Origin of the sequence: Kitasatospora purpeofusca, assembly GCF_036010405.1 — a bacterium.
GTDB lineage: Bacteria > Actinomycetota > Actinomycetes > Streptomycetales > Streptomycetaceae > Kitasatospora > Kitasatospora purpeofusca.
The window spans coordinates 4964000-4988630 of the sequence record NZ_CP108561.1; the positions used below are offsets into that span (position 1 = coordinate 4964000).

20 protein-coding genes and 1 tRNA gene are annotated in these 24631 nt (G+C 74.6%); 10 read left to right on the forward strand and 11 right to left on the reverse strand.

Translation table 11 applies throughout. From position 1 onward, the window contains the following. On the forward strand, positions 1-1494 hold the full coding sequence (locus OG715_RS22035; RefSeq protein WP_266270575.1) for an FAD-dependent monooxygenase: 1494 nt from the start codon (positions 1-3) through the stop codon (positions 1492-1494). Between the two features lie 83 nt (positions 1495-1577). On the opposite strand, the gene OG715_RS22040 is transcribed toward OG715_RS22035, so the two are convergent. Beyond that, a complete protein-coding gene (locus OG715_RS22040; RefSeq protein ID WP_266270577.1) occupies positions 1578-2144 on the reverse strand; it encodes a CGNR zinc finger domain-containing protein in 567 nt (188 codons plus the stop codon). A 340-nt stretch (positions 2145-2484) separates the two neighbouring features. Between OG715_RS22040 and OG715_RS22045 the strand changes: the two genes are divergently transcribed. The 4 genes from OG715_RS22045 to OG715_RS22060 all read left to right on the forward strand — a co-directional run bounded on the left by OG715_RS22045 (position 2485) and on the right by OG715_RS22060 (position 6937). Beyond that, complete coding sequence (locus OG715_RS22045; protein ID WP_266270578.1) at positions 2485-3507, forward strand: hypothetical protein; 1023 nt, start codon at positions 2485-2487, stop codon at positions 3505-3507. Positions 3508-3707: 200 nt separating this feature from the next. Next, positions 3708-4175, forward strand: a complete 468-nt coding sequence (locus tag OG715_RS22050) for a VOC family protein (RefSeq protein ID WP_266270579.1) — start codon at positions 3708-3710, stop codon at positions 4173-4175. A 153-nt stretch (positions 4176-4328) separates the two neighbouring features. Continuing rightward, positions 4329-5261, forward strand: a complete 933-nt coding sequence (locus OG715_RS22055) for a pyridoxamine 5'-phosphate oxidase family protein (RefSeq protein ID WP_266270580.1) — start codon at positions 4329-4331, stop codon at positions 5259-5261. 272 nt (positions 5262-5533) lie between these two features. Next, entirely contained in the window at positions 5534-6937 is a 1404-nt protein-coding gene (locus OG715_RS22060) for a peptidoglycan-binding protein (protein WP_266270581.1), read from the forward strand. Between the two features lie 43 nt (positions 6938-6980). Here OG715_RS22060 and OG715_RS22065 read toward each other — a convergent pair whose 3' ends face one another. Further along, positions 6981-7745 carry a TrmH family RNA methyltransferase gene (locus OG715_RS22065; protein ID WP_266270582.1) on the reverse strand — a complete coding sequence of 255 codons (765 nt, stop codon included), beginning with the start codon at positions 7743-7745 and terminating at the stop codon, positions 6981-6983. Between the two features lie 5 nt (positions 7746-7750). Next, entirely contained in the window at positions 7751-8404 is a 654-nt protein-coding gene (locus OG715_RS22070; protein WP_266270583.1) for a TetR/AcrR family transcriptional regulator, read from the reverse strand. Between the two features lie 102 nt (positions 8405-8506). Here OG715_RS22070 and OG715_RS22075 point away from each other — a divergent pair, with 102 nt between their 5' ends. Further along, positions 8507-9163, forward strand: a complete 657-nt coding sequence (locus tag OG715_RS22075) for a hypothetical protein (protein ID WP_266270584.1) — start codon at positions 8507-8509, stop codon at positions 9161-9163. A gap of 75 nt (positions 9164-9238) precedes the next feature. On the opposite strand, the gene OG715_RS22080 is transcribed toward OG715_RS22075, so the two are convergent. From OG715_RS22080 to OG715_RS22100, 5 genes are all read right to left on the reverse strand, one after another. Then, the gene (locus OG715_RS22080; protein WP_266270585.1) at positions 9239-11386 is read right to left on the reverse strand and encodes an FUSC family protein; all 2148 of its coding nucleotides are present in this window, start codon (positions 11384-11386) and stop codon (positions 9239-9241) included. A 5-nt stretch (positions 11387-11391) separates the two neighbouring features. Then, positions 11392-12714, reverse strand: coding sequence for an HTTM domain-containing protein (locus OG715_RS22085; RefSeq protein ID WP_266270587.1), 1323 nt, complete (start codon positions 12712-12714; stop codon positions 11392-11394). A 38-nt stretch (positions 12715-12752) separates the two neighbouring features. Further along, a complete protein-coding gene (locus tag OG715_RS22090; protein ID WP_266270588.1) occupies positions 12753-13412 on the reverse strand; it encodes a DUF5819 family protein in 660 nt (219 codons plus the stop codon). 94 nt (positions 13413-13506) lie between these two features. Then, complete coding sequence (locus OG715_RS22095) at positions 13507-13806, reverse strand: hypothetical protein (RefSeq protein WP_266270590.1); 300 nt, start codon at positions 13804-13806, stop codon at positions 13507-13509. Positions 13807-13841: 35 nt separating this feature from the next. Next, entirely contained in the window at positions 13842-15002 is a 1161-nt protein-coding gene (locus OG715_RS22100; protein WP_266270591.1) for a rhodanese-like domain-containing protein, read from the reverse strand. A 266-nt stretch (positions 15003-15268) separates the two neighbouring features. Between OG715_RS22100 and OG715_RS22105 the strand changes: the two genes are divergently transcribed. After that, on the forward strand, positions 15269-18094 hold the full coding sequence (locus OG715_RS22105) for an ATP-binding SpoIIE family protein phosphatase (protein WP_266270592.1): 2826 nt from the start codon (positions 15269-15271) through the stop codon (positions 18092-18094). A gap of 139 nt (positions 18095-18233) precedes the next feature. Here the strand turns inward: OG715_RS22105 and OG715_RS22110 are convergent, their stop codons facing one another. Both OG715_RS22110 and OG715_RS22115 read right to left on the reverse strand, forming a co-directional pair. Beyond that, entirely contained in the window at positions 18234-19001 is a 768-nt protein-coding gene (locus tag OG715_RS22110) for a hypothetical protein (protein WP_266270594.1), read from the reverse strand. Positions 19002-19219: 218 nt separating this feature from the next. Beyond that, positions 19220-20986 (reverse strand): phosphatidylglycerol lysyltransferase domain-containing protein, encoded by a 1767-nt coding sequence (locus OG715_RS22115; protein ID WP_266271775.1) that lies wholly within the window; start codon positions 20984-20986, stop codon positions 19220-19222. A 356-nt stretch (positions 20987-21342) separates the two neighbouring features. On the opposite strand from OG715_RS22115, the gene OG715_RS22120 reads away from it, so the two are divergent. Continuing rightward, positions 21343-21993 (forward strand): response regulator, encoded by a 651-nt coding sequence (locus OG715_RS22120; RefSeq protein WP_266271776.1) that lies wholly within the window; start codon positions 21343-21345, stop codon positions 21991-21993. A 53-nt stretch (positions 21994-22046) separates the two neighbouring features. Further along, positions 22047-23129 carry a sensor histidine kinase gene (locus tag OG715_RS22125; protein WP_266270595.1) on the forward strand — a complete coding sequence of 361 codons (1083 nt, stop codon included), beginning with the start codon at positions 22047-22049 and terminating at the stop codon, positions 23127-23129. 124 nt (positions 23130-23253) lie between these two features. Here the strand turns inward: OG715_RS22125 and OG715_RS22130 are convergent. Beyond that, a tRNA-Leu gene (locus OG715_RS22130) sits at positions 23254-23337 on the reverse strand. A gap of 417 nt (positions 23338-23754) precedes the next feature. On the opposite strand from OG715_RS22130, the gene OG715_RS22135 reads away from it, so the two are divergent. Further along, complete coding sequence (locus OG715_RS22135; RefSeq protein ID WP_266270597.1) at positions 23755-24630, forward strand: FhaA domain-containing protein; 876 nt, start codon at positions 23755-23757, stop codon at positions 24628-24630. The last annotated feature ends 1 nt before the right edge of the window (position 24631 follow it).

The following is a 24631-nucleotide window of genomic DNA, read 5'->3' on the forward strand; positions in this document are numbered from 1 at the left end:
ATGACCGAGAAGCAGACCGTCACCGACGTCATCGTGGTCGGCGCCGGGCCGACCGGCCTGCTGCTGGCCGGAGACCTCGCCGCGGCCGGCCTGGGCGTCACCGTGCTGGAGAAGCGCGGTACCGAGTCCGACCTCACCCGGGCGTTCGCCGTGCACGCCCGCACCCTCGAACTCCTCGACGCCCGGGGCCTCGCCGACGACCTCATCGCCACCGGCCGCCCGGTCGAGGCGCTGAAGGCCTTCAACCGGGTCCGGATCGACCTCGGCCACCTGCCGACCCGCTTCCCGTTCGTCCTGCTCACCCCGCAGTACAACACCGAGCGGCTGCTCCTCGACCGGGCGGTGAAGGCCGGCGCGACCGTCCTGCGCGGCACCGAGGTCACCGGACTGCGGCAGGACCCCGAGGGCGTCACCGTCGAAACGGTGCGCGACGGCGCCACCAGCACCCACCGGGCCCGCTACGCGGTCGGCGCCGACGGCGTCCACTCCACCGTCCGCGACCTGCTCGGCCTGCCCTTCCCCGGCGAATCGGTGGTCGACTCGGTGCTGCTCGCCGACGTCCGCCTGGAGCGCGAGCCCGAGGACGGCATCGCCGCCGGCGCCGACGAGAACTGCTTCGCGCTGCTGGTGCCCTTCGGCGACGGCTGGTACCGCGTCCTCGCCCGGGACCGCGCCGAGCAGCTCCCGGACGGCACCGCGCCCGGGCCCGAGCTGCTCGCCGACATCACCCGCCGCGCCCTCGGCGAGGACTACGGACTGCACGACGTCCGCTGGAGCTCCACCTTCCACAGCGACGAGCGGCAGGTCCCCGACTACCGCTCCGGCCGGGTGTTCCTGGCCGGCGACGCGGCCCACTGCCACTCCCCGGCCGGCGGCCTGGGCATGAACACCGGCCTCCAGGACGCCGCCAACCTCTCCTGGAAGCTCGTCGCCGTCCTGCGCGACCGGGCCGACGACACCCTGCTCGACAGCTACCAGAGCGAGCGGCACCCGGTCGGCCGGACCGCCCTGCGCGCCTCCGGCGCGATGATCCGGGTCGCGCTCGCCCAGTCCGCCGCCACCCGGGCACTGCGCGGGGCACTGGTCCAGGTCGCCGGGCGGGTCGACGCCGTGGTGGACCGGGGCGCCCGCACCGTCTCCGGCCTCGGCATCTCCTACGCCGCGCCCAAGGACGCCCACCCGCAGGTCGGCAAGCGGGTCCCGGACCTGCGGCTGACCGGTCTCGAACCGCCCCGCGAGGACGGTCCGGCCGCCCCGCAGCGGCTCTACGAGGCCCTGCGGGCCGGAAGGTTCGTCCTGGTCAGCAATGACGAGGTGACGGCCGCCGACCCGTGGCGGGAGCGCCTGGTCACGGTCGCCCCGGCCGACCCGCACGGCAAGCTGCGCGACACCGTGCTGCTGATCCGCCCCGACGGCTACGCCGCCTGGGCCGCCGTCGACCCGGGCGCCGGCGAACTGCGCGCCGCCCTCACCGAATGGCTCGGCGAGGCCTGACCCGCCCGCGCTGCCGGTCGGCGCGGGCCCGGAGGAGCGACGCTTCTCCGGGCCCGCCCGGCCACTGGTACGCCGCTGACGCGCTAGGGACGCGCCTTCTCGTAGTGCCGGGCCGCCTTGGCCCGGTTCCCGCACACGGCCATCCGGCACCAGCGGCGCCGGCCGTTCTGCGAGGTGTCGAAGAAGTGCAGGATGCACGCCTCGTGCGCGCACTTCTTGATCCGCCCCGGCCCCTGCGCCAGCAGCCCCAGGAAGTCGTCCACCACCAGCCAGGCGGCCAGCCACCGCGGCTCGTCCACCTCGACCCGGTCCACCGGCCCGGCCGCCGAGGCCTCCCGCCGGACCCGCCCGTGCCGCAGCACCGCGTCCAGCCCGGCCAGCGCACCGGCCCCGGGCACCCCGCCCGCGTCCAGCTCCCGGACGGCCGCCCCGACCGCCTCCCGGGCCTCCCGCAGGGCGGCGAGCCCGGGCCCGTCCGCCGGGCAGCGGTCGGCCAGCCCGGCCGTGGAGAGCCAGATCGCGAAGCCGTCCGGCTCGGCGAGCAGATCGTTCACCGGCTCACCGGCCCACCGCGTGTTCAGCAGGTCGAGCGCGAGCGGCTCACCGAGCAGCGGGCGCGGGTCCCGCGGGTCTGCTGTCCGCTCGGTCATCGACGCTCCCTCGCTCTCGGCCGTCCCTCGGTCCCGGTCGTTCCTCGCTCCGGACCGGTCCCCGAGTCTACGTCGGGCCCCCGACCCGGCACCCCTGGCCGGAACCTGCCGCCACCGGTCCGGAACGCACCACCCGTCCGGAAAAAGGCCCGTCTGTTTCCGCACTGTTTCAAGATCGCTAACCCTGCGGTACACCGCCCGTGACCACTGTCATACGCACGACTGATGACGTAGCCTCTCGACCGTGCATAGGGTTCCCCACAGCTCGGCGAGGCCGTTGACGGCGCGTTCCGGCGCCGTTCCGGGTCTGCCGCACCCGCTCGGTGGGGAAGGTAACCACATGGCCTCACAGCATCCCCAGGACGCCCGACTCAGACTGGTCGGGCCGCGCCCTGACACGGCCGCGCCCGCACCCCGGCCGCCCGTGCCCCCGCTGTCGCCCGCGCCGACGCCGGGGCGTCCCAGCCCGACCGGCGGCTTCGCCGACACCCTGCACGTGGCGATCGAGGCCAGCGGCCTCAGCCTGGACCGGATCCGCGCCGCCCTGGCCCAACGCGGCGTCAGGGTCAGTGTCACCACGCTGAGTTACTGGCGGCGAGGCCGCAGCCAGCCCGAGCGGGCCAGCTCGCTGCGCGCCGTCCACCTGCTGGAGGAACTCCTCGGCCTGCCGCACTCCACGCTGTCCGCGCTGCTCGGCCCGCCGCGCCCGCGCGGCCGCTGGGCGGCCACCGCCGGTGCCAGCCACCTGCGGCTGGAGGACGTCTGGCCGGGCGAGCAGCAGATCGCCGACGTCTTCGCCGAACTGGACGCGCCGCCGGCCGGTGAGCTGGAGCGGCTCTCGGTCCACGACTCGTACTTCGTGGACGCCGACCGGCGCGGCAACCTGCTGCGGATGCGCCAGGTGGTCCGCGCCACGGTGTCCGGGGTGACCCGCTGCCTGGTCGTGCACAAGGCCGACGAGGAGGCGACCGGCTGCCCGGAGATCACCGGCGTCCGGCACGGCCGGCTCGGCCGGGTGCGCCGCCGCCCGGACACCGGCCTGATCGTCGGCGAGGTGATGCTGGACCGCCCGCTGGGCCTCGGCGACAGCACGGTCTTCGAGTACGAGGTCGAGATCCCCTCCGGCGGCGCCGAGACCACCGAGTACAGCCGGCGCTTCGCCACCCCGGTGCGCGAGTACGTGCTCCAGGTCCACTTCGACCCGGCGACCGTGCCGGTGCACTGCGAGCGCTACGACCGCGACCCGGGCGCGGACGTCGACCGCCGCCGCGAGCAGCTCTGGATCGGCGCCTCGGCCAGCGCCCAGGTGCTGGCCCCCGACCAGCAGCCGGGCCACATCGGCGCCCGGTGGGAGTGGGAGTAGCCGCACCCCGGCCCGGCGCCCGCGCGCCGACTCCTCCCCACCCCGTCCTTCCGGATTTGTCATGGCACAGCCATGATCGAAATTTCTAACCATTGAAACCACCTGTAGCGGTTGACCCTCCTCAAGAATAACCACTACTGTCGTTAGCAACGGTTAGAAAGCGGCGCCCCCGGGCGCCCCGGCCACGGGAGTGATCAGGCATGTCCGGCACCATCAGCAGCACCCTGCAGACCGGCCACGTGGGCCTGAACGTCACCGACCTCGCCCGCTCCACCGCCTTCTACCAGCGCGTGCTCGGACTGGAGCCGGTCGCGGAGGGCACCGACCCGGAGCACCGCTACACCTTCCTCGGCCGCGACGGCCGACTGGTGCTGACCCTCTGGCAGCAGAGCGAGGGAGCCTTCGCCACCACCGCTCCCGGCCTGCACCACCTCTCCTTCCAGGTCGACTCGCTCGACGAGGTCCGCGCCGCCGAGGCCCTGCTGCGCGAGCTGGGCGCCTCCTTCGCCCACGACGGCGTCGTCCCGCACGGCGAGGGCGCCGCCTCCGGCGGGATCTTCTTCACCGACCCCGACGGCATCCGGCTGGAGATCTACACCCCGGCGGGCGTCGACGAAACCGACGCCGTGGCCCCCTCCGGCACCGCCCCGACCTGCGGCTTCTTCTAACAACTCTTTGCAAAGTCACACTTTGCAAAGAGTTTCCGGGACTTTGCAAAGTGTGACTTTGCAAAGTCCCCACAGGGCGTACCGCCCGGCCCGCATCGCCCGTCCGGCCCGCCCTGCCCGCCCTGCCCGCCCGACGCGAGGGAGGAACCCGCCATGACCGCCACCGGCACCCCCTACCACCCCGGCGAACGGGCCGTTCAGGCCCGGGCCGACCGCACCGACCGGGCCGACCACTCCGGCCGCTCCGTCGGCAGTACCGTCCCCGCCGTGGCCGCCCGCTTCCTGACCGAGCGGCGGATGCTGGTGGTCGGGGCGGCCGACGCCGACGGCCGGCTCTGGGCCACCCAGCTCAGCGGACCGGCCGGCTTCCTGCGGGCCCCCGACGAGCGGACGGTGACGGTCGCCGCCCACCCGGCCGAGGCCGACCCGCTGGCCGCCGCCCTGGCCCGCCCCGCCGAGGTCGGCACCGTGGCCCTGGACCCGGCCGCCCGCCGCCGGATGCGGGTCAACGGCCGCTCCGCTCCGGACGGCCGGGGCGGCCTGGTGATCGCCGCCGAGCAGGTCTACGCCAACTGCCCGAAGTACATCCAGCGCCGCCACCCGCTGGACCGCCCCGGGGCCGGCGCCCCGCGCCGGGTGGCGGCCGGACCGCTGCTGAGCACCGCCCAGCAACTGCTGCTGAGCACCGCCGACACCTTCTTCGTCGCCACCGCCGGCCCGGACGGCCGGACGGACGCCTCGCACCGCGGCGGCAACCCCGGCTTCCTGCGGGTCCTCGGCCCGGACCGGCTGCGCTGGCCCGACTACGCGGGCAACAACATGTTCATGACCCTGGGCAACCTGGAGTTCGACCCCCGGGCCGGACTGCTCGTCCCGGACTGGGAGACCGGCGGCGCGCTGCTGGTCACCGGCGAGGCCAGGACCGACTGGTCCGACCCGGCCGCCGCCGGACTGCCGGGAGCCGAACGGGTGGTCGACCTGACCGTCACCGGCGTCGTGGAACTGGCAGACGCCACTCCGCTGAGCTGGACCGAGCCCGAGTACTCGCCCGCCAACCCGCCCTCCTCCGTACGCCCCGTCAGCTGACGGCGGGACAGCCCACCGGCCCGCCCACCCCGATCCCACGCCGATCCTGCCCCGACCACGCGCCGATCCCACGCCGATCCTGCCCCGACCACGCGCCACGCCCGGGATACCGAACGATCGTCACCCGCGCGGCGCATCCCACCGCGCCGACCAGGTGTCCGCCTTGGGACTTTGGTGCGGACGACACCCGGTGTCGCCCTGGGAAGGAACGTGCTGTCGCGCCGTCAGCGGCCCGCCGGACACCCTCCCCCACCAGGAGAAAGAGGCGGAGCATGACCAGAACCGGCCGACCGGCCCCGTTGCCCCGGTCCGACTTGCCGCAGTCCGACCCACGGTCCGACTCGCAGTGGTCCGACTCGCTGCGGTTCGACGAGGTCGAACCGGCCGACGACTGCATATGCGGGGGCTGCGCCGCCCGCCGCCGGGCCCGGCTGCACGCCGCACCGGTGCACGAGGGCGGCCACGCGGCGGCCCGCAGCGTCCGCCGCCGGGCCGCCGTCCTGATGGCCGCCGTCGGCACCGCCCTCGGCGGCGGCGCGGTCGGGGCCGCCACCGCGGCGCCCGCCCCGGCCCCGACCCCCGGCGGCCCGGCCGTCCCCCGCGTCGACACCCCGCAGGGCGAGGTCGGCGGCCTCTACGGCGAGACCGGCACCGAAGAACGGGCGGCCGCCGCGCAACCCGTCACCCGGGCCTCGATCATCGAACGGGCGCAGCGCTGGGTGGACCAGAAGGTCCCGTACAGCATGAGCCGTTACTGGTCGGACGGGTACCGCCAGGACTGCTCCGGCTTCGTCTCGATGGCCTGGGGGCTGGGCAGCAGCCAGACCACGTGGACGCTGCCGGACTTCGCCGAGCGGATCACCAAGGCCGAGCTCCAGCCCGGTGACGTCCTGATCCACAACGACCCGGCGAGTCCCCGGAGCGGCTCGCACGTGACGGTCTTCGGCGGTTGGACGGATTCGGCCCGCACGCGTTACGTGGCGTACGAGCAGACCTCGCCGGGTGCCACGAAGCGTGTGACCCCGTACGCGTACTGGTCGAACTCGGCCACCTACCTCCCGTACCGCTACAAGGCGCTCACCACCGGCGGGGGCAGCAGTGACGGCGCGGCGGCCACGGCCTTCCCGGGGGCGGACAAGTTCGGTCCGGGCGCCGACAACGCCTTCGTCACCAGGCTGGGCGAGATGCTGGTGCGGCGCGGCGGCGGCCGGTTCTACACCGAGGGGCCGGGGCCGCGCTGGAGCGAGTCGGACCGGCGGGCCACCGAGGCGTTCCAGCTCGCGCAGGGTTGGCGCGGCGGTGAGGCGGACGGTGTCCCGGGCAAGGACACCTGGGACTACCTGGTGAACGGCAAGGGCCGGGACATCGCCCCCGCCGCCCCGTTGCCCCCGCCCCCGCCGTCACCGCCGTCCGCTTCCCCGTCTTCCGGCGGCAGCTCGCCGGCCTTTCCCGGCCCGGGTGCCTTCGGCCCGGGCGCGGTAGGTGCCCAGGTCGAGCTGCTCGGCGGTCAGCTGGTCCGCAAGGGGTTCGGCGACGCCTACACGGAGGGCCCGGGTCCGCGCTGGACGGATGCCGACCGGAGCGGTGTGCGGGCGTTCCAAGAGGCCGCGGGCTGGAGCGGCGCCGAGGCCGACGGCTACCCCGGGCCGGACACCTGGCGGCTGCTGTTCTCCTGACCCGCCCGGCCTTGCCGACACGTCGCCCTACCCCTCGACCGGGTCAGACCGCCCCGCCCGGCGGGCGCCCGGACATCCAGTGGAACAGTCCCATCGCCACGCTGGTCGCCAGGTTGAAGCTGGAGACCCCGGGCCGCATCGGCACCGCGACCAGCCGGTCGGCCCGCGCCCGGAGCTCCGCCGAGACGCCGTGCCGCTCGGTGCCGAAGGCGAGCACCGCGTCGTCCGGGAAGGCCGTCTCCCGGATGTCGGTGCCCTCGGGGTCCAGCACGTGGAGCGGACCGGCCGGCAGCTCCGGCAGGGTCAGCCGTTCGACGGCGGTGGCGAAGTGCAGGCCCGCGCTGCCGCGGAGCACGGCGGGGTGCCAGGGGTCCAGTTCGCCGGTGGTGACCACGCCGGCCGCGCCGAAGCCGGCCGCCAGCCGGATCACGGCGCCCACATTGCCGAGGTTGCGCGGGTTCTCCAGCAGTACGACGGGTGCCGGCCGGGGCCGGACGGCCAGCGCGGCGCGGTTGGCCTCGGCGGTGGGGCGCACGGCCAGGGCGACCACCCCGGTCGGGCTCAACCGGGGTGCGAGCGTGCGCAGCGCGGCCTCCGGGAGTTCGACGGCGAGCGCGTCCAGTGCGGGGGCGACGTCCGGGGCCAGTTCGGCGGCCAGTGCCAGCAGTGCGGCGCGGTCGGCGGTCAGCACCTGTCGGACGGCGCCGCCGAAGCGCAGTGCGTGCTTCAGCGGGTGGAAGCCGTCCAGCAGGACCGCGCCGGGCTCCTCGGCGCCGGTCCGCCAGGCGCGCAGCAGTTCCTCGTTCATCCCGCTCACTCTGCCACCACGGGCTCGCCCGGACGGCCGGCGGCGGCGATCACCTGGTCGAAAGTGAGCGGTTCGCCGGTCTGCCCGTCGGTCCGATCGTCGCAGGCTCCGGGGCGCAGTCCGGCCAGTGCGAGGTCGAGGTGCCGGTGGACGAGCGTGCCGTCGGCGTCGAGTGCGGCCAGTCCGCCCGGGAGTGGGCGGGAGACCCGGACGCAGAGCAGTACGAGGTCGCCCATGCCGACGTCGGTGCGCAGCCGGCCGGCGTCCTGGGCGGCCCGCAGCAGTTCCCCGACGGCCGTGACGGCGGCGGACCGGGCGGCGGCGAGTTCCTCGTCGACGACGAGTCGTTCCAGCAGCACGACGATCGCCGCGCCCATCCGCAGGTCGGCGGCGGCGTGCACGAAGCGGCGCAGTGCGCGGTCGGGGTCCGGTTCGTCCTGCCGGGCGCGGACGGCGGCTTCGGCGAGCCGGGTGAGCAGGTCGGTGACGAGGGCCCGGACCAGTGCCTCGCGGTCGGGGAAGCGCCGGTAGAGGGTGCCGGGGCCGACGCCGGCCCGGCGGACCACGGCGTCGAGGGGGGCGTCGGGGCCTCGTTCCAGGAAGACCTCGCAGGCGGCGTCCAGGATCCTGCGTCGACTGCGTTCCGCGTCCGCTCTCATCGCCAGCCCTTAACCGGAGGAATTTTCTCCTCCTATGCTACCGTCCACAAGGCGGAGAAATTCTCTCCGCTTATCGGAGCACCCGATCCGAGGAGCGACGCCATGACGACCACCTCACCGCCGACCGTCCGCACCGACATCGACGGCACCGGGCACGACCGCCCGGCCGTCCTCGCCTGGGAGCTGGACCGCTCCCGGGCCGCCCTGCGGCTGCTCAAGCAGCGCCTCGGCGACGACCGGGTCCGCGACCTGCTGGCCCCCGACACCGCCGCGGCCGACGCCGCGATGGCCGGCTGGCTGCACGCCTCCGGCGGCCGGTGGCGCGCGGCCGTCACCGAACTGACCGCCACCGGTATCGACGCCGGGACCTTCCTCCCCTGGTGGCACGGCCGGCTGCGGGCTCCCGACCGGGACGCCCTGCTGGCCGCCAACCCCGAGCACTACCTGGCCGACTCCACCGGCGGGACGGTCGAGATCATCGAGACGGTCGGCGCCGGGCCGCTCCGCTTCCACCTCCGCTTCCACCCCACCCCGGCGACCCCGGAGTACCCGGTGCGGATCGGCGGCACCGGCCACCTGGCGGACGGTTCCGAGGTGCTGCGGGTGATGCACGAGTTCGCCGACTCCCCCCGGGGGCTGCGGATCCGGCTCACCGTCGAGTTCCCGGCCGCGACCCCGGTCGAGCTGTCGACCGGTCATCAGTGGCACTTCGCGTGCGAGTTCGCCAACTGGCTGGAGGCGGCAGCGGCAGCCTCCTGACGCCCGCCCGGCACGAGCCGGACCGACCACCGCCCGGCACGAGGACCGACCGCCGAGCGACGCGAGCCGGAGGGCCTAGCGCCCCGTCGGCTCCGGCTCGCGCCGCTCGGCGGAACCCGCCGTGCCACCGCCCCGCAGCGCCCGCTCCAGGTCCTTCAACGCCTGCAGCAGCAGCCTGGTCCCGGCCCGCACCACGTCCCGCTGCACCCCGGGCGGCGCGTCGGCCAACCGCCGTTCCAACTGCTCCTGGGCCTCCCGGACGGCGCCGAACTCCACCGGCCGCCCGGTCAGCAGCGCACCCGCCGCCACCGCGGTGGCCAGCCGCAGTTCCTCGGCGAACTCGGCCGCCCCCGGCACCGGCTCGGCGTCGGACCCGGGCAGGTGGGCCTCCAGCAGGACGGCGACCCGCCCGAGGTGGCCGACCGCCGCCCGGGCCCGGTCGAGCTGGCGGCGGCTGACCCCGGGCAGGCCGGAGGCGTGCCGGCCGGGTTCGGCGTCGGCCCGCTGCATCGCCTGCAGCAGTTCCGAGCGCGCCTCCCGGGAGTCCAGCAGCGCCCCGCGCACCTCCCGTCCGCGCGGGGCGGCCGGCCGCTCGTAGACGGCGATCACCTCGGCCGTGTACCGCCCGGCGGCGGCCAGCCACTCGGCCAGCCGCTCGCCGAGCCTGGCGGTCTGCCAGGTGGGGAAGAGCGCGTAGACGAGCAGGGCCAGCGAGCCGCCGAGCAGCGTGAGGCCGACCCGTTCGACGGCGGTGACCAGCGGGTTCCCCTCCTGGAGCCCGAGCAGGAAGACGGCGTAGGAGGAGATGCAGGCGGTGACCACGGCGTAGCCGGTGCGGAAGGCCAGATAGGCGCCGCCGATCGAGAGCACGGCGAGTGCCGCCAGCACCCACTCACCGGGCTGTGCCAGCTGCACCACCAGGGTGGAGACCGCGACCCCGACCGAGGTCCCGGCCAGCCGGGCCACGCCCCGGCTGTAGGTCTGGGCGAAGTCCGGGCGCATCACCATCGCGGCGGTCATCGGCGCCCAGTAGCCGTGCTCGAAGCCGACCAGCCGGGCCAGCAGATAGGCGGCGGTGACCACTCCGGACAGCCGGACGGCGTGCTGGAAGACCGCCGAGTGCGGCCGGAACTGCCGCCGCACCGCGCGAAGCGCCGTCGGCAGCATCCGGATCAGCGGCGGTTTGCGCAGCGTCCCGCCGGGCCGGACGTCGGGGGTGTCGATGGTGTCCTCGGCGCCCCGGTCGAGCGCGTCGGCGGCGCCGCGGAGCAGCCCGGCCAGTCGGCGGGCGGCGCGGCGGGCGGCGCCGCGCAGTTCCGGGCCCTCGGTCCGGGCGACCAGGGTGAGGGCCGGGGCGGAGGACGGCAGCCGGAGCGGGTCGCCGGTGCGGATCGCCCGGGCCAGGGCGTCCATCGCCTCGGCGGCGGCGGCCAGGACCTCGCGGGCCCGGTCGCGTTCGGGGCCCTCCTCGGGGGCGCCGACCTTGGGGTCGGCGATGGCCGCCAGGGTGGGCCGGATGCGTTCGGCGAGGCCCCGCAGGCCGCGCAGCTCGGGCGGGCGGTTGCGGTCCTGCCAGGGGGTGAGCGCGGCGGCGTGCCGGGCCGTCATGAACGGGGCCGGGTCGACGTGGGCGGTCGGGTCCTGGCGCAGCCGCCGGGCGTAGTCGGCCAGTTCGGCGTAGGTGTCGGCGAGCGCCTCGCGCTGGGCGGTCCAGCTGCCGATCGGCCAGACGGTGATGACCAGGGCCTGGACGGCGCCGCCGAGCGCGCAGACCAGTCCGTGGCCGAGTGCGGTGAGCGGGCTGACGGGCAGCTGGACGACGATCAGCATCACCGAGAGGGTGTTGGCGGCGACGATCCCGGCGGTCGGTCCGATCGCCCAGGTGAGTCCGGCGCCGAAGGCCCAGACGGCGAGCAGGACCGGGAAGGCTCCGGGGATCCCGACCGCCAGGTAGCCGAGGAAGGTGCTGATGCCGAGTCCGGTCCCGGCGGCGACGGCGAGGGTGGCGCGGGGCCGGAAGCTGCGCTGGAAGGTCGCGGTGCCGGCGATGAAGGCGCCCATCGCGGCGGAGGTGGCGAGCCGGGCGCCGCCGAGGGCCAGGGTCGGGAAGAGCACCAGGGCGACGGCGACCGCCCCGCGCACCGCCCGTTTGGGGTCGGTGAGCGCCCGGTCGACCGTCAGTCCGGTCCGCGCGGTGTCTCGAAGTGCGGTGAACCAGGACATAACGGTCAGCTTAGTGGCGCCCTCCGCAGCCGGATCCGAGCGACCCGCGCCCCGGCCCAGCACAGCGCCGCCGTCGGCAGGAAGACCGCGTCCGCCGCGATCATCGCCAGCGAGAACACCGGCAGCCCGAGCAGTACGGCGATCCCGACGTGCTCGGCCATCATCACCACCAGCAGCGCGTTCTTGACCCTCCGGTCGACCAGCGTGAACGGGAAGCCGACCTGGAGCAGCACCGTCCCGTAGGAGATCAGGAACACCGGCAGCAGCGCCCCGCCGACCAGCCCGGACAGCCCCGGCCAGGGCGTGAAGTAGTCCAGGTGCAGCGGGTAGTAGAGCGCGGTGCCGTCCTGCCAGCGCGAGCCCTGCACCTTGTACCAGCCGGCGGTGGCGTAGATCAGCACCACCTCGACGGCGATCACCAGCATCGCGCAGTTGTGCACCATGGTCGCCAGCGCGTCCAGTACCGCCCGGGTCTCGCCCTCCGGCGCCAGCCGGTCGGCCAGCCACCACAGCCCGGCCACCGCCCACAGCCCCCAGAACAGCGGCGCCCAGCCGACGTACGGGAACGCCGGGCTCGTCCAGTCCAGGCTCGTCCCGGCGAAGCCGCCCAGTTGGCAGACCAGCAGCAGCGCCCCGAGCAGTGTCCAGAGCGGTACCCCGCTCCGCCCGTGCTCGCCCCGGCGGGCGTCCAGCGACCACACCTCGGCGCACCGGGTGAAGACCAGGTAGATCGCCATCAGGTGGACGATGTTGTCGCCGCCGTCGCCGAGGAAGACATTGCGGTTCTGCAGCGACAGCACGGTGACCAGGAACAGCACCGTGCTCGCCCTGGTCCGCCAGCCGAGCAGGACGGCCAGCGCGGCCAGCACCGCCAGGTGGTAGACCAGCTCGAACCAGAGCCGCCCGCCGAACCAGGGCAGCACGGTCAGCGCCCCGTTGTCGGCCAGCAGCCGCTGGGCCAGGTCGGTCGACCAGGGCGAGGTGTCTCCGTACAGCAGCCGCCGGTTGGGCCACTCCCGCAGCAGGTAGGCCAGCCAGACCAGCCCGAAGCCGATCCGCACCGTCGCCGCCTGGTACCGCCCGAGCACCCGCCCGGTGAACACCGCGAGCGCCCGCCCGGCGAGCCCGGCCGGGCCGGACCGGCGGGCGCCGGCGGGCGGGCCGGCCGTCTCCGGGCCGGGCTGCCGGGGGATCCCGGCCACCACGGCCACCACGGCCGCCGCCAACGCCGCCCCGGCCGCGTCCCCGGCCGCGTCCCCGGCCGGATCGGCCGTATCAGCCGCCTCGGTCGCGTCGGCCACCTCGGCCGGAGCAGCCGCCTCGGCCACACCGGTCACCTCGCCCGACCCGCCGGGCCCCGCCGCGCTCACCGCAGCCCCCGCAGGTCCCCGGCCTTCACCGGCCACCAGGGCAGCTCCCGCACCTTCGGCGCGGCGGGCGCCGCCTCCTCGCTCCACGCCGGCGGCGCGACCGTCGTACTGGTCACCCGCAGCTCGACCGCCACCACCGGCCGCCCGTCCACGCTCGGACCGATCCGCTGCACCGCGATCCGCTTCAGGTACTCCTCGGCGAGCGTGCCGCGCGGATTGGTCGCCGACTCGTCCTGGGCGCTGTGCGAGCCGTCGTAGAAGTCCCACGCGCGCCGCAGCAGGTTCTGGTCCGCGTGGCTGGGCGCCGGATTGCCCCGGATCGCGGCGATGTCCCGCGCGGTCAGCCCGACCCACTCGTGGATCCGGGCCTCCCCGTCCGGCGACCCGGTGCGCACCCGGGCGTCCACGGCGATGTTCTGCTGCAGCGGATTGGGCGCGAACAGCTTCCAGTTCTGCTCGAACTCCGGATAGATCAGGCCGTCCACCTGCTCCCGGTACTCCCGGGACAGCGAATTGGCGGGCGCCACATGCAGGAAGACCGCGGCGAGGAAGAGCCCGGTGGCGCCGGTCAGCAGGGCTCCCGCCACGCCCAGGACGACCCGCGCGGGCGTCGACCAGGGCCGGCGGACGGGCGGCGGGTCCGTACTCTCGGCCATGAACTCCCCCGGGGACGGGTGGGGCCGGCACCGCGCCGGCCCGTTCGCGCGCCCATCCTGCCCTACTCCCCGGGGCGGACGGATCCCCCCTGCCTCAGCCGGTCCGCTCCGGCACCTGCCCCGGCTCCGACACCGCCTCCTGCACCGCGAGCAGCGCCCGCCGCCGCCGGCGCAGCAGCGGCACGGCGATCAGCAGCAGCAGCCCGCCGACCGCGGCGGCCGCGATGGCCGCCACCGAGTGGCCGGCCGCCAGCAGCAGCTGGCCGACCACCTCGACCACCAGCGCCGACCCCGACACCAGCAGCACCGAGCGCCGCAGTGCCGCGAGCGCCGCGGCGACCTCGGCCGGCACCTCCTCGGCCCCGGCCGACCGCGTCCCGCTCTCCCCGCTCATGGTTCCCCCCGTCGTTCGTTCCCCCGAGAAACGCCCTACAGGACGAAGGCGTCCTGCCCGCCGCTGCCCACCATCGGGCGGCCGGCGCCGTCCCAGGCGTACATGCCGCCGTCCACGTTGACCGCCTCCCGGCCGTTCTGGACCAGGTACTGGACGACCTGCGCGGAGCGCCCGCCGACCCGGCAGAGCACGTACAGCTTCTCGTCCGGCAGCTCGCCGAGCCGGGCGACGACCTCGCCGATCGGGATGTGCAGCGCGCCCGCCACGTGTCCGGCGTCCCATTCGTCCTGCTCCCGGACGTCCAGCAGGGCGGCGTCGGCGGGCACGGCGGCGGCGTCGATGGTGGGGATCTGCGCGAACATCGTCTGGTTCTCCTGGGCTTCGGGATCGGCGCCGTCATTCTCCCCCACCGGACGGCCGCCGAGCAGCCCTTCCAGCTCGGCCTGCTGCGCGGCGGCCCTGGCCAGCAACTGCTCGGCCAGCTCGGCCAGCAGCCCGTCCGGGTCCTCCGGCGCCAGCGCCAGCAGCTCGCCCATCGCGCTGCGCTCCAGCCGGACCTGCTCGGCGGCCAGCTCGCCGATCCGCCCGGTCAGCCACTCCAGCCGGCGGCGAAGCCAGCCCAGCCGGTCGGGGGAGTCGGTCGCGGGCGCGGCCTCGGGCGCGGTGGACCACTCGGCGGACAGCGCCTCCAGGACGCCGGTGTCGCCGTACGCGTAGGCCTCGTTGACCCGGGCCAGGAACGCCGCGCGGCGCTCCTGCTCGGCCGGGTCGGTGGACAGGTCGGGGTGGGCCCGGCGCACCAGCTCGCGGTAGATCCGCTGGGCGTCCCGGCCGGGACGGACCCGGACCGGCGCGGGCGGCGGCGGGGCGTCCTCCTGTGCCTGGACGCTGTCGAACAGCGCGTCCAGGTCCGGCATGTCCTCGACCCGCTGCCGGGCCTCGTGGGCCCGCCGGAGGTCCTCCGGGAGCCCGGTGCGCGTGGCCACGGCCTCGGCCAGCAGCGCGTCCAGCTCGTCCAGCCGGGCGTAGAGCGGACCGAGCAGCTGGTGGTGGATCAGCGCGAAGTTGTCGATCTCGACGCGCAGCGTCCGCACGTCGACGTCCATGGTCAGCCAGGCGAGTTCGGCGGCCTCGACCCGCTCCTCCAGCTCCCCCTGCTGCGGGTCCGTCCAGCGGACGGGGATCTGCGCGGTCACCTCTGGCCTCCGTCTCCTGCTGTCCGGTGCGGGGCCGGCCGGGCCCGTGCTGCGACCCTACCGTCCGTACCGGGCCCGGCCTGCGGGCCGGACGGGGAGTGCGGGAGGGCGCACGGCGCGTGACACGCAACTGATACCGAGGAATCTCCCCGTTTCGCTATCGAGTCCCGGCCGGTCCGTGCTTCGCTGGTATCCGCACAGCATGCCTTCCTCCGGAGAACCGGCCGTCTCCAGGCGTGGCGGCCAGGCGGGAGCAGACCGAATCCATGGTGGACGACCCGAACTCCACACCGCGTCCGACGGGCACCGCTCCGGAGCCCGGCACCGCACCGGGCGACCAGCCGTCGGGGGTGGTCGCCCTGGTCCGGCTCGCCGTCGTGCTGGTCGACCGCGAGGGGCGGATCGCCCAGTGGAGCCGGGCCGCCGAGGAGCTGTTCGGACACCGCGCCGAGGCCGTCCACGACCGGCCGGCCGCCGGGCTGCTGCCCGCCGCCGAGCCGCGCAGCGTGCCGGGCCAGGCCGGGCCGGGCACCACCGGCCGCCGCCGCGACACCTTCACCACTCTCGCCGAGCTGACCTCGGACGGCGCCGCCTGGGCGGGGCAGCTGCCCGTGGTCGACCGCGAGGAGCACCTGCGGGACGTGCTCTGGTGGGCCTACCCGCTGGCCGGACCGGCCGGGCGGCTGCTGGCCCTGGCCGCCGACGCCCGCCCGCTGCGCACCGCCGGCCCCCGGCTGGCGCTCGGCGAGCGGCTGCTGCCGTTCGCCGCCGCCGCGGGCGCCCTGGGCGGCTTCCACCGGCTGTCCGCCGCGCTGGGCGCCGCCGGCCGGCCGGTGCCCGGAACGCTCGCCGCCGTACTGCCCGGCGCCGCCGAGCGCCGCGGGCCGCTGCTGGCCGCGCTCGCCCGGGGCGGACTGCCGGCCCTGCGGCTGGATCCGAGCACCGTGCTGCCGCTGCACCCGGCCGACCCGGCGGCCGGCACCGCCCACGCGGCGGCCGGGATCGGCCGCCGCTACCCGACCGCGCAGCAGCGCACCGCCCGGCTCGGCCCGCCGGCCCCGCCCGAGCAGTCCGCGCCCGGACGCCGTCCCGCCGCAGCTCCGCCGACCGCTCCGCTGCCCGCCCAGCGCGAGGCCGCGGCCGCCCCGGCCGCCGCGGACCGGACCGCCCGCTCCGACCGCCCCGGGGTCGATCTCACGACCGGCGGCGTCCCGGCCCCGCCGAGAGGAGGCACCACCATCGAGCAGACCACCGTCGGACCGTCCGCCAACGGGCACCGGCTCCACCCGGGCGACCCGGCCGCACCGACGGCGCCGACCGCACCCGCCGCACCCGTCGCACCCGTCGCACCCGTCGCACCGATCACCGTCCCCGGCCCCGCCGCCGCGGCCCCGCCCGGGCCGTCGGCCGGCCGGTTCGGCCCGTTCCTGACCAACGGCCACGCCGGCGAGCAGCTCGCCCTGCTCAACGAGGTCGGCGGCAAGGTCGGCACCACCCTCGACCTCGGCTTCACCGCCCACGAGCTGTGCCGGGTACTCGTCCCCCGGGTCGCCGACTTCGCCTGCGTCGACCTTGTGGACGGCCTGATCTCCGACTCCGAGCTGCCCGCAGCCCGCCCCGACGACGACACGATGCTCCGCCGGGTCGCCCTGGCCCGCAACGAGTCGGCCGGCCAGTGGGACCACGTGCTCGCCGAGGGCTCGCTGGTCGCCATGCCCCGCCGCACCCCGCCCGGCATGGCCCTCCAGCTGAACCAGCCGGTGCTGGTCCCGGTGGTCACCCGGGACGTCGCGGTCGACTACGCCGCCGCGCTCGGCGGCCCCGAGCTCGTCCCGGTGGTGTCCGGCCGCTCGATGCTGGTGGTGCCGCTGTCCGCCCGAGGCACCGTGCTCGGCATCCTCAAACTGCTCCGGCTCCCCGACCGGGACCCGTTCGACGAGGGCGACGCCGCGACCCTCAAGGAGCTGGCCGCGAGGGCCGCGCTGTCGCTCGACAACGCCCGGCTGCACCGGGCCGAGTCCCGGGTCGCCACCACCCTCCAGCGCTCGATGATCCCGACCCGCCCGCCGCAGATCCCCGGCGTCCAGATCGCCCACCGCTACCTGCCCGGCGACTCCCGGGCCGAGGTCGGCGGCGACTGGTTCGACGCGATCCAGCTGCCCGGCAGCCGGGTCGCGCTGGTGGTCGGCGACGTCATGGGCCACGGCCTCCACTCGGCCGCCGCGATGGGCCGCTTCCGCACCGCGATGCAGACCCTGGCCGCACTCGACCTGCCGCCCGGCCAGCTGCTGCGCCATCTCGACAACCTGGCCCACAAGCTCGGCGACGACCATCTCGCCACCTGCCTGTACGCGGTCTACGACCCGATCAACCGGACCTGCGAGCTGGCCAGCGCCGGCCACGTGCCACCGGTCCTGGTCCACCCGGACGGCACCGGGGAGCTGCTGGAGATCCCGGCCGGCGCCCCGATCGGCGTCGGCGGGGTGCCGTTCGTCGCCAAGACCATCGACGTCACGGACGGCTCGATGCTGGTGCTCTGCACCGACGGCCTGGTCGAGGTCCGGGGCGGTGACATAGGAGCGGGGCTGGCCGCGCTCTGCGGCAATCTGATCGACCCCCGGCAGAGCCCGGAGGAGGCCTGCGACGTGGTCCTGGACCGGCTGCACTCCGACGACCGCAAGGACGACGTCGCGCTGCTGGTGGCCCGCTTCGACGGGGTCGCGCCGAGCGAGGTCGCCACCTGGGACCTCACCGTCGACCAGCGCGAGGTCGGCCGGGCCCGCGCCCTGGTCCGCGAGCAGCTGGCCGCCTGGCACCTGGAGTCGATCGGCGACACCGTGGTGCTGCTGGTCAGCGAGCTGGTCACGAACGCCGTCCGGGTGGCCCGGGACCGGGTCCAGCTCCAGCTGATCCGGGTGGACAAGCTGCTGGTCGAGGTCAGCGACGACAACCACAACCTGCCGTCGCTGGAGCCCGCCGAACAGCTCGGCGAGACCGGCCGCGGCCTCACCCTGGTCACCAAGCTCGCCGAGCGCTGGGGCACCGCCCGCAAGGCAGTCGGCAAGGTCGTCTGGTTCGAACTGCCGCTCTGAACGCCGCGCGCACCACGCCCACCGCGTAGCCGTAAAGCGTGAAGCGTGAAGCGTGAAGCCGTGAACGACAGGAGCCCGCGGACCGTCCGGTCCGCGGGCTCCTGCGCGTTCTGCTCGTACGTCGTCCCCGTCGGCCCCGCTACGGCACGGCCGCGCCGGCCGACGTGCGGCGGCGGACATCCGCGGCCGCCGCCTCCAGCGAGGCGGTGGCCGTCGCCACCACGGCCGCCGCGCCGACCCCGGCCAGCACCCGCGGCCAGAAGTCCCCGAACACCTCCACCGAGACCGCGATCAGCAGCGCCGCTATCACCGCGACCACGTGCTCCATCCCGGCCAGGTTCGGCAGCACGATCGCCTCGCCGACCATCGTCGCCACGACCAGCCCGGCCGTGAACCAGGCCCGGCAGCGGAACGCGATGCAGATCGCCAGCGCCACCACCGCGGCCGAGGGCCCGGTGTCCCGCACGTGCGCGACCCACTTCGGGAACCCGAAGAGGTGGTCCGGGCCGATCGCCACCCCGACCCGGGCGAACAGCGTCCCGGCGAGGGTGCAGGTGTAGGCGACCACCAGGGTCAGCCGCCGGCCGAGCACGATCTCGGCGATGCCGAAGACCACGAAGACCTGCGCCAGCGCCCCCCACACCGGCAGGTCCAGGGCCGGCACGTACAGCGACAGCGGCGTGCGCAGCAGCGAGACGTCCAGCGGCAGCGCCGCCTTGACCACGCCGATCCGGGTGACGAACTGCGCGCCACCCGGAAGGTGCTGGACGATGCTGAACAGCAGGATCAGACAGGTCGCCGCAGTGGCCAGTGGAACGGCCGCGAACTTCTTCCGCGCGACCTGCTCCCGGACCGTCCCGAACAACGCTCCCCACTCGGCGACAGCGGCCTCTTTGGCAATAGCCACCGGCCCCTTTCGCACGCCCCCCGCGTGGGTCCTCCGCATCACAACCGGTTCTCCGAATCCCCGTTGGCGCAAGCGCCTTCTCGACTACCTCCACATTAGAAGCCGGTTAACGAATCCACATCGGCATTTGTGCGGATCCCAGTCATCCTCAAGGGGGAGAAACATCCATGAGATCCCCCCGGACGGCTGCCCGGCCCCCTCCGCCCCCCGGCGGAGGGCTACCCCTTCCCGTCCTGTGCCGCCACCGGCACCCGGGGCTCCGTGCCGGACGGCCCCTGGTGCCGGCGACGGAACAGCGCGGGCAGGCTCGGTGCGGTGATGAAGCCCTCGGCCCGGGCGCTGGCGATGCCGATCCGCGGAATCTCGCTGCTCTTCTCGAACAGCAGATAACGCGGCTCCCAGATCGGCCGGTACTTGGCGTTGGCCCGGTAGAGCGATTCGATCTGCCACCAGCGCGAGAAGAAGCCGAGTACGGAGCGCCAGAGCCGAAGCACCGGTCCCGCCCCGAGCTTCGAGCCCCGCTCGAAAACGGAACGGAACATGGCGAAGTTCAGCGAGACCCTGGCCAGGCCGACCTCACCGGCGCGCTGCAGGAGTTCGATCACCATGAACTCCATCAGGCCGTTCTCGGTGTCCCTGGCCCGGCGCATGAGGTCCAGCGAGAGCCCGTCCGCACCCCACGGCACGAAGCTGAGCAGAGCCTTCAGCTCGCCCTGGCCGTCGTGGCACTCCAGCATCACGCAGCGCCCGTCGCCCGGGTCGCCGAGCCGGCCCAGCGCCATCGAGAAGCCGCGCTCGGTCGCGCCGTCGCGCCACTGGTCGGCCTTGGCCACCAGCTCGGCCATCTCGTACTCGGGGATCTCCTCGTGCCGGCGGATCCGCACCGTGTAGCCGGCCCGCTTGACCCGGTTGTAGGCCTGGCGCACCACCCGCATCGCCCGGCCGTCCAGCGAGAACTCGTCGAGTTCGACGATCGCCTCGTCACCGAGCTCCAGCGCGTCCAGCCCGTGCCGGGCGTAGATCACCCCGGCCTCCTCGGAGGCGCCCATCACGGCCGGCGCCCAGGCGTGCTCGCGGGCCTCGGTCAGCCAGGCGTCGATCGCGCCGGGCCAGGCCTCGGGGTCGCCGATGGGGTCGCCGGAGGCCAGCGAGACGCCGCCGACCACCCGGTAGGTGACCGCCGCCTTGCCGCTCGGCGAGAACATCACGGCCTTGTCCCGGCGCAGCGCGAAGTAGCCCAGCGAGTCCCGCTCGCCCTGCTTCTCCAGCAGTCCCCGGATCCGCTGCTCGTCCTCTGCGGTGAGCAGCTCCGTGTCCCTGGGGCTGCGGAAGGCCGCGTAGAAGACCAGCAGGAGGAACACGCCGCCCATCACGTTGATGACCGCGTTCACCCAGGTCGGCGCGACGATGACGGAGCGCAGGTGCTCGCTGGGGTCGATGCTGATCATCCGGCCGACCGAGTAGCGGAACATGTCCCAGAAGTCGGCGGCACCGGGCAGCTTGTTGGTCAGGGCCACCAGGGCCGCGCCGATCACGCCGCCGAGACCCAGGCCGAGCACGAAGGTGGCGGCGGCGGTCTTCGGGTTGGAGCTGTCGCCCTTGGAGGTGAACTCCTTCCGGCCGATCAGCAGTGCCAGCAGGAAGCCCCAGGTCAGCACGATGGAGATGTAGTTGAGCGGGTGCCTGTCGAAGCCGTCGAGCAGCGTCATGGCGAGCAGGTAGAGCACCGCGAACAGGCCGGCCAGCGCCGTGTTGAAGATCCAGGCGGCCCGCTTGCGGCGCCGCATCGCGATCGCCAGGAAGACCGAGATCACCGCGAAGCTCAGTCCGGCGGTCATCATGTACGGGGTGAAGTACTCGCCCTCGTTGTGCGTCCTGATCTGGTCCCGGAACGGGACGGAGAGGACGGCGACGAGGTTCAGCAGGGCGATCAGCCGCAGGTACCAGACGGTCGCCGTCGCGGCCCGGGGGCGCCAGCGCGCCATGAGGGCGCCGGACCCGGATCCGGTGGGGGAGGTGGACGGCTCCGGCTTCACAGTGGACGACACAGCTCAATTCCAAACGATCAGATGGTGGGCCGCATCCGCACGCGGCCCGGCCGGCCACCCACCCCGGCCGCGGACCGACCGAACGGCAGCCGATTCCAATGGTTCCCCACCATCGGTGAGAATCGCGTGAACCAGGCAGCGGATTCACACCCCCGCCGTTCGGCGGGGGTTGCCCCGGAGGGCCGGGCCCGGCGAAGCCGCCGGTCAGGCCCTACTCTCGATTCCAGTCATGCGGACCGGCCCGACCCGTCCGCCGAACCGAGGAGAGACCCATCACCACCACCCGCGTGCTGATCGTGGACGACGAGATCCTGGTCCGGTCCGGGCTGGGCCTCATCGTCGGCTCCGCCCCCGACCTGGAGGTGGTCGGCGACTGCTCGGGCGCGCAGACCGAGGAGTACGTCCGGCGGCTGCGTCCGCACGTGGTGCTGCTCGACATCCGGATGCCCGACCTGGACGGCATCTCGGTGCTCCGCCGGCTGCGGACCCTGCCCGATCCGCCGGCCGTGGCGATGCTGACCACCTTCGACACCGAGGAGCACATCGGCACCGCGCTGCGGGCCGGCGCCTCCGGCTTCCTCCTCAAGGACACCGCCCCGGACCAGCTGGTGCACGCCGTCCGGGTGCTCGCGGCCGGCGGCAACATCCTCTCCCCGACCGTGACCCGCACCGTGATCGGCGGCTACGTGGACGGCGGCGGCCCGGACGCCGAGGCCGCCACCCTGGCCCGCACCCTGACCGGCCGGGAGCTGGACGTGCTGGCGCTGCTGGGCGAGGGCCTGTCCAACGCCGAGATCGCCGACCGGCTGTTCCTCGGCACCGGCACGGTGAAGGACCACATCAGCGCGATCCTCGGCAAGCTCGGCGCCGCCAACCGGGTCCAGGCGGCCGTCGTCGCCCACCGGGCCGGGCTGGTCCGGCCGAAGCCGAGCGACGGGGCATGAGCGACCCCTCTCCCGCACGACGTCTTCCCGCCGGGTTCACGGCGCCTTGGCTGATGATCCTGCTGCCCGCCGTCTACTCCCTGATGGACGCCGCCCTGGTGGCCCGCGGCGCCCCGCTCTGGCAGACCCTGCTGTCGGTCCTGGCCGCCGTGGCGCTGCTGTGGCGGCGCCGGTTCCCGGTCACCGTGCTGCTGCTGACGATGCCCGGCAGCTACCTCGACGACATCTGGCTCGCCCCGATCACCGCCGTCTACACGGTCGCGGCCGAACGCCCCCACTCCCGGGTGGTGATCCCCTGCGCCTCGCTCTTCGCGCTGGTGGAGTTCTTCCACTGGCCGCTCTCCGAGCAGTCCTTCGAGCCGACCCGGGACACCGCGCTGTACGTCATCCAGTCCGTGATGCTCGCGGCGGGCCCGGCCGCCACCGGCCTGCTGTCCCGGACCAGGCGCGAGCTGGCGGCCCGGCTGGACGAGCTCACCCGGGGCCAGGCCCGGGAGAGCCGGCTGCTGGCCGACCGGGTGCTCGCGGAGGAGCGCGGCCGGCTCGCCCGCGAGATGCACGACGTGGTCTCGCACCAGGTCAGTCTGATCAGCATCCAGGCGGGCGCGCTCCAGGTGTCCACCGCCGACCCGGCGGCCGCGGGTGCCGCGTCGACCATCCGCGAACTGTCCGTGCGCACCCTGGAGGAGCTGCGGCAGATGGTCGGCGTCCTGCGGGCCGGCGGCCCGCGGACCGGCGCCCCGCTGACCCCGCAGCCCAGGCTGGCCGACCTGCCCCGGCTGATCGAGGAGAGCGGGCTGGCCGCCGACACCGAGCTCGCGCCGGGCGACCGCCCCTGGCCGGAGGCGGTCGAGCGGGCCGCCTACCGCACCGTCCAGGAGGCGCTGACCAACATCACCAAGTACGCGCCGCAGGCCGCGGTGCACGTCCGGATCCGGGCCCGGGGCCGACGGCTGCGGGTCGAGGTGCGCAACGACGCCCCGCCGGTCCGCCCCGACCGGATCCTGCCCGGCGGCGGCCACGGCCTGGTCGGCCTGCGCGAACGCGCCCAGCTGCTCGGCGGCTCGCTCGACGCCGGCCCGACCGCGGACGGCGGCTTCGAGGTCCGCGCCGACCTCCCGGCACCGTCCTCCTGAAACCGGCCCGACCGACCCGGCCGGACCGACCCGGCCGGACCCGACCGGTGCCGGTGCGGGTCCGGGTGCCGGTGCCGGGGAACAAAAAAGCCCCGCAGATCCGAAGATCTGCGGGGCTTCGCTGTGCGCGAGGGGGGAGTTGAACCCCCACGCCCTTTCGGGCACTGGAACCTGAATCCAGCGCGTCTGCCTATTCCGCCACCCGCGCATGGGTGTTTTCACCGCTTGCCGGTCGATCAGCCGATCCGCTCGGTACCATGTGGCCTTCGCGTTTCTTCGATCGGGCCACCCGCTGGGCGCCCCTTCCGACATGCAAAACAGTAGCACGACCTGCGGGTCACCTCCGAATCCGTTCCGGGGGAGGCGGAGCGCATCCGAACGGATGCCCGGCGAACAGGCGAGCGAGGGATGACGGGCCCGCCGGACGGGTAGCCCTGGCATGCTGCCGCCCGCATGCGTCACCCTGTGTGTCCGAGCCCACCCCCGGGCACCACGTGGTCCGGGAACCGTACGGATGGCCCCGGCGTGGATACGATCAGTACGGAAGTACCGCAAGTAGGCGCGACCGGATCCCCCCGGAAACCGGTCGGCAGGCAGGCGAACGAACCCTGGAAGGGGGTGCCCCATGGGAGTGCTGAAGAAGTTCGAGCAGCGACTTGAGGGTCTCGTCAACGGCACCTTCGCCAAGGTGTTCAAGTCCGAGGTCCAGCCCGTGGAGATCGCCGGAGCGCTGCAGCGCGAGTGCGACAACAACGCGAGCATCTGGAACCGCGAGCGGACCGTCGTGCCCAACGACTTCATCGTCGAACTCAGCCCGCACGACCACGAGCGGCTGAGCCCCTACTCCGGGCAGCTCGGCAACGAGCTCGCCGGCATGGTCCGCGAGTACGCCGAGGCCCAGCGATACACGTTCATGGGCCCGCTCCAGGTGAACCTGGAGAAGGCCGACGACCTCGACACCGGCCTGTACCGGGTGCGCAGCCGCACCCTCGCCGCGGAGGAGCCGCAGCAGCAGGCCCCCGCGCAGCCGACCCAGCCCGGCTACGGCCGCCCGCCGGCCGCTCCGGCCCCCGGAGCGCCGTGGCAGCAGGGCGGCGCCCAGTACGCCGCGCCCCCGCCGCCACCGGCCGCGCCCCCCGCGACCCCGCCCGCGCAGACCGCGCCGGCCGCCCCCGCCGGCGGCAATGTGCGCCCCTTCCCGGGCGCCGGCCACGGCACCTCGACGCGCCGCTGGATCGAGGTGAACGGCGCCCGCCACCAGATCTCCGGGAACGCCTGCGTGCTCGGCCGCTCCACCGAGGCGGACGTCCGCATCGACGACCCCGGAGTGTCCCGCAAGCACGCCGAGATCCGCCCCGGAACCCCCTCGATGGTGCTGGACCTGGGGTCGACGAACGGCATCGTGGTGGACGGGCAGCACACCCAGCGCGCTACGCTCCGCGACGGCTCTCGAATCGTCGTGGGCTCCACCACCATCGTCTACCGACAGGTCGAAGGGTAGA

Excerpts from the sequence above, each read along its gene's own strand:
- OG715_RS22115 (WP_266271775.1), bottom strand. The coding sequence starts at position 20,986 with ATGGCGCGCTGGCGCCCCCGGGCCGCGACGGCGACCGTCTGGTACCTG.
- OG715_RS22135 (WP_266270597.1), top strand. The coding sequence starts at position 23,755 with ATGGGAGTGCTGAAGAAGTTCGAGCAGCGACTTGAGGGTCTCGTCAAC.
- OG715_RS22065 (WP_266270582.1), bottom strand. The coding sequence starts at position 7,745 with ATGAACGAGGAACTGCTGCGCGCCTGGCGGACCGGCGCCGAGGAGCCC.
- OG715_RS22075 (WP_266270584.1), top strand. The coding sequence starts at position 8,507 with ATGACGACCACCTCACCGCCGACCGTCCGCACCGACATCGACGGCACC.
- OG715_RS22045 (WP_266270578.1), top strand. The coding sequence starts at position 2,485 with ATGGCCTCACAGCATCCCCAGGACGCCCGACTCAGACTGGTCGGGCCG.
- OG715_RS22125 (WP_266270595.1), top strand. The coding sequence starts at position 22,047 with ATGATCCTGCTGCCCGCCGTCTACTCCCTGATGGACGCCGCCCTGGTG.
- OG715_RS22070 (WP_266270583.1), bottom strand. The coding sequence starts at position 8,404 with ATGAGAGCGGACGCGGAACGCAGTCGACGCAGGATCCTGGACGCCGCC.
- OG715_RS22095 (WP_266270590.1), bottom strand. The coding sequence starts at position 13,806 with ATGAGCGGGGAGAGCGGGACGCGGTCGGCCGGGGCCGAGGAGGTGCCG.
- OG715_RS22055 (WP_266270580.1), top strand. The coding sequence starts at position 4,329 with ATGACCGCCACCGGCACCCCCTACCACCCCGGCGAACGGGCCGTTCAG.
- OG715_RS22040 (WP_266270577.1), bottom strand. The coding sequence starts at position 2,144 with ATGACCGAGCGGACAGCAGACCCGCGGGACCCGCGCCCGCTGCTCGGT.
- OG715_RS22060 (WP_266270581.1), top strand. The coding sequence starts at position 5,534 with ATGACCAGAACCGGCCGACCGGCCCCGTTGCCCCGGTCCGACTTGCCG.
- OG715_RS22080 (WP_266270585.1), bottom strand. The coding sequence starts at position 11,386 with ATGTCCTGGTTCACCGCACTTCGAGACACCGCGCGGACCGGACTGACG.
- OG715_RS22050 (WP_266270579.1), top strand. The coding sequence starts at position 3,708 with ATGTCCGGCACCATCAGCAGCACCCTGCAGACCGGCCACGTGGGCCTG.
- OG715_RS22090 (WP_266270588.1), bottom strand. The coding sequence starts at position 13,412 with ATGGCCGAGAGTACGGACCCGCCGCCCGTCCGCCGGCCCTGGTCGACG.
- OG715_RS22105 (WP_266270592.1), top strand. The coding sequence starts at position 15,269 with ATGGTGGACGACCCGAACTCCACACCGCGTCCGACGGGCACCGCTCCG.
- OG715_RS22035 (WP_266270575.1), top strand. The coding sequence starts at position 1 with ATGACCGAGAAGCAGACCGTCACCGACGTCATCGTGGTCGGCGCCGGG.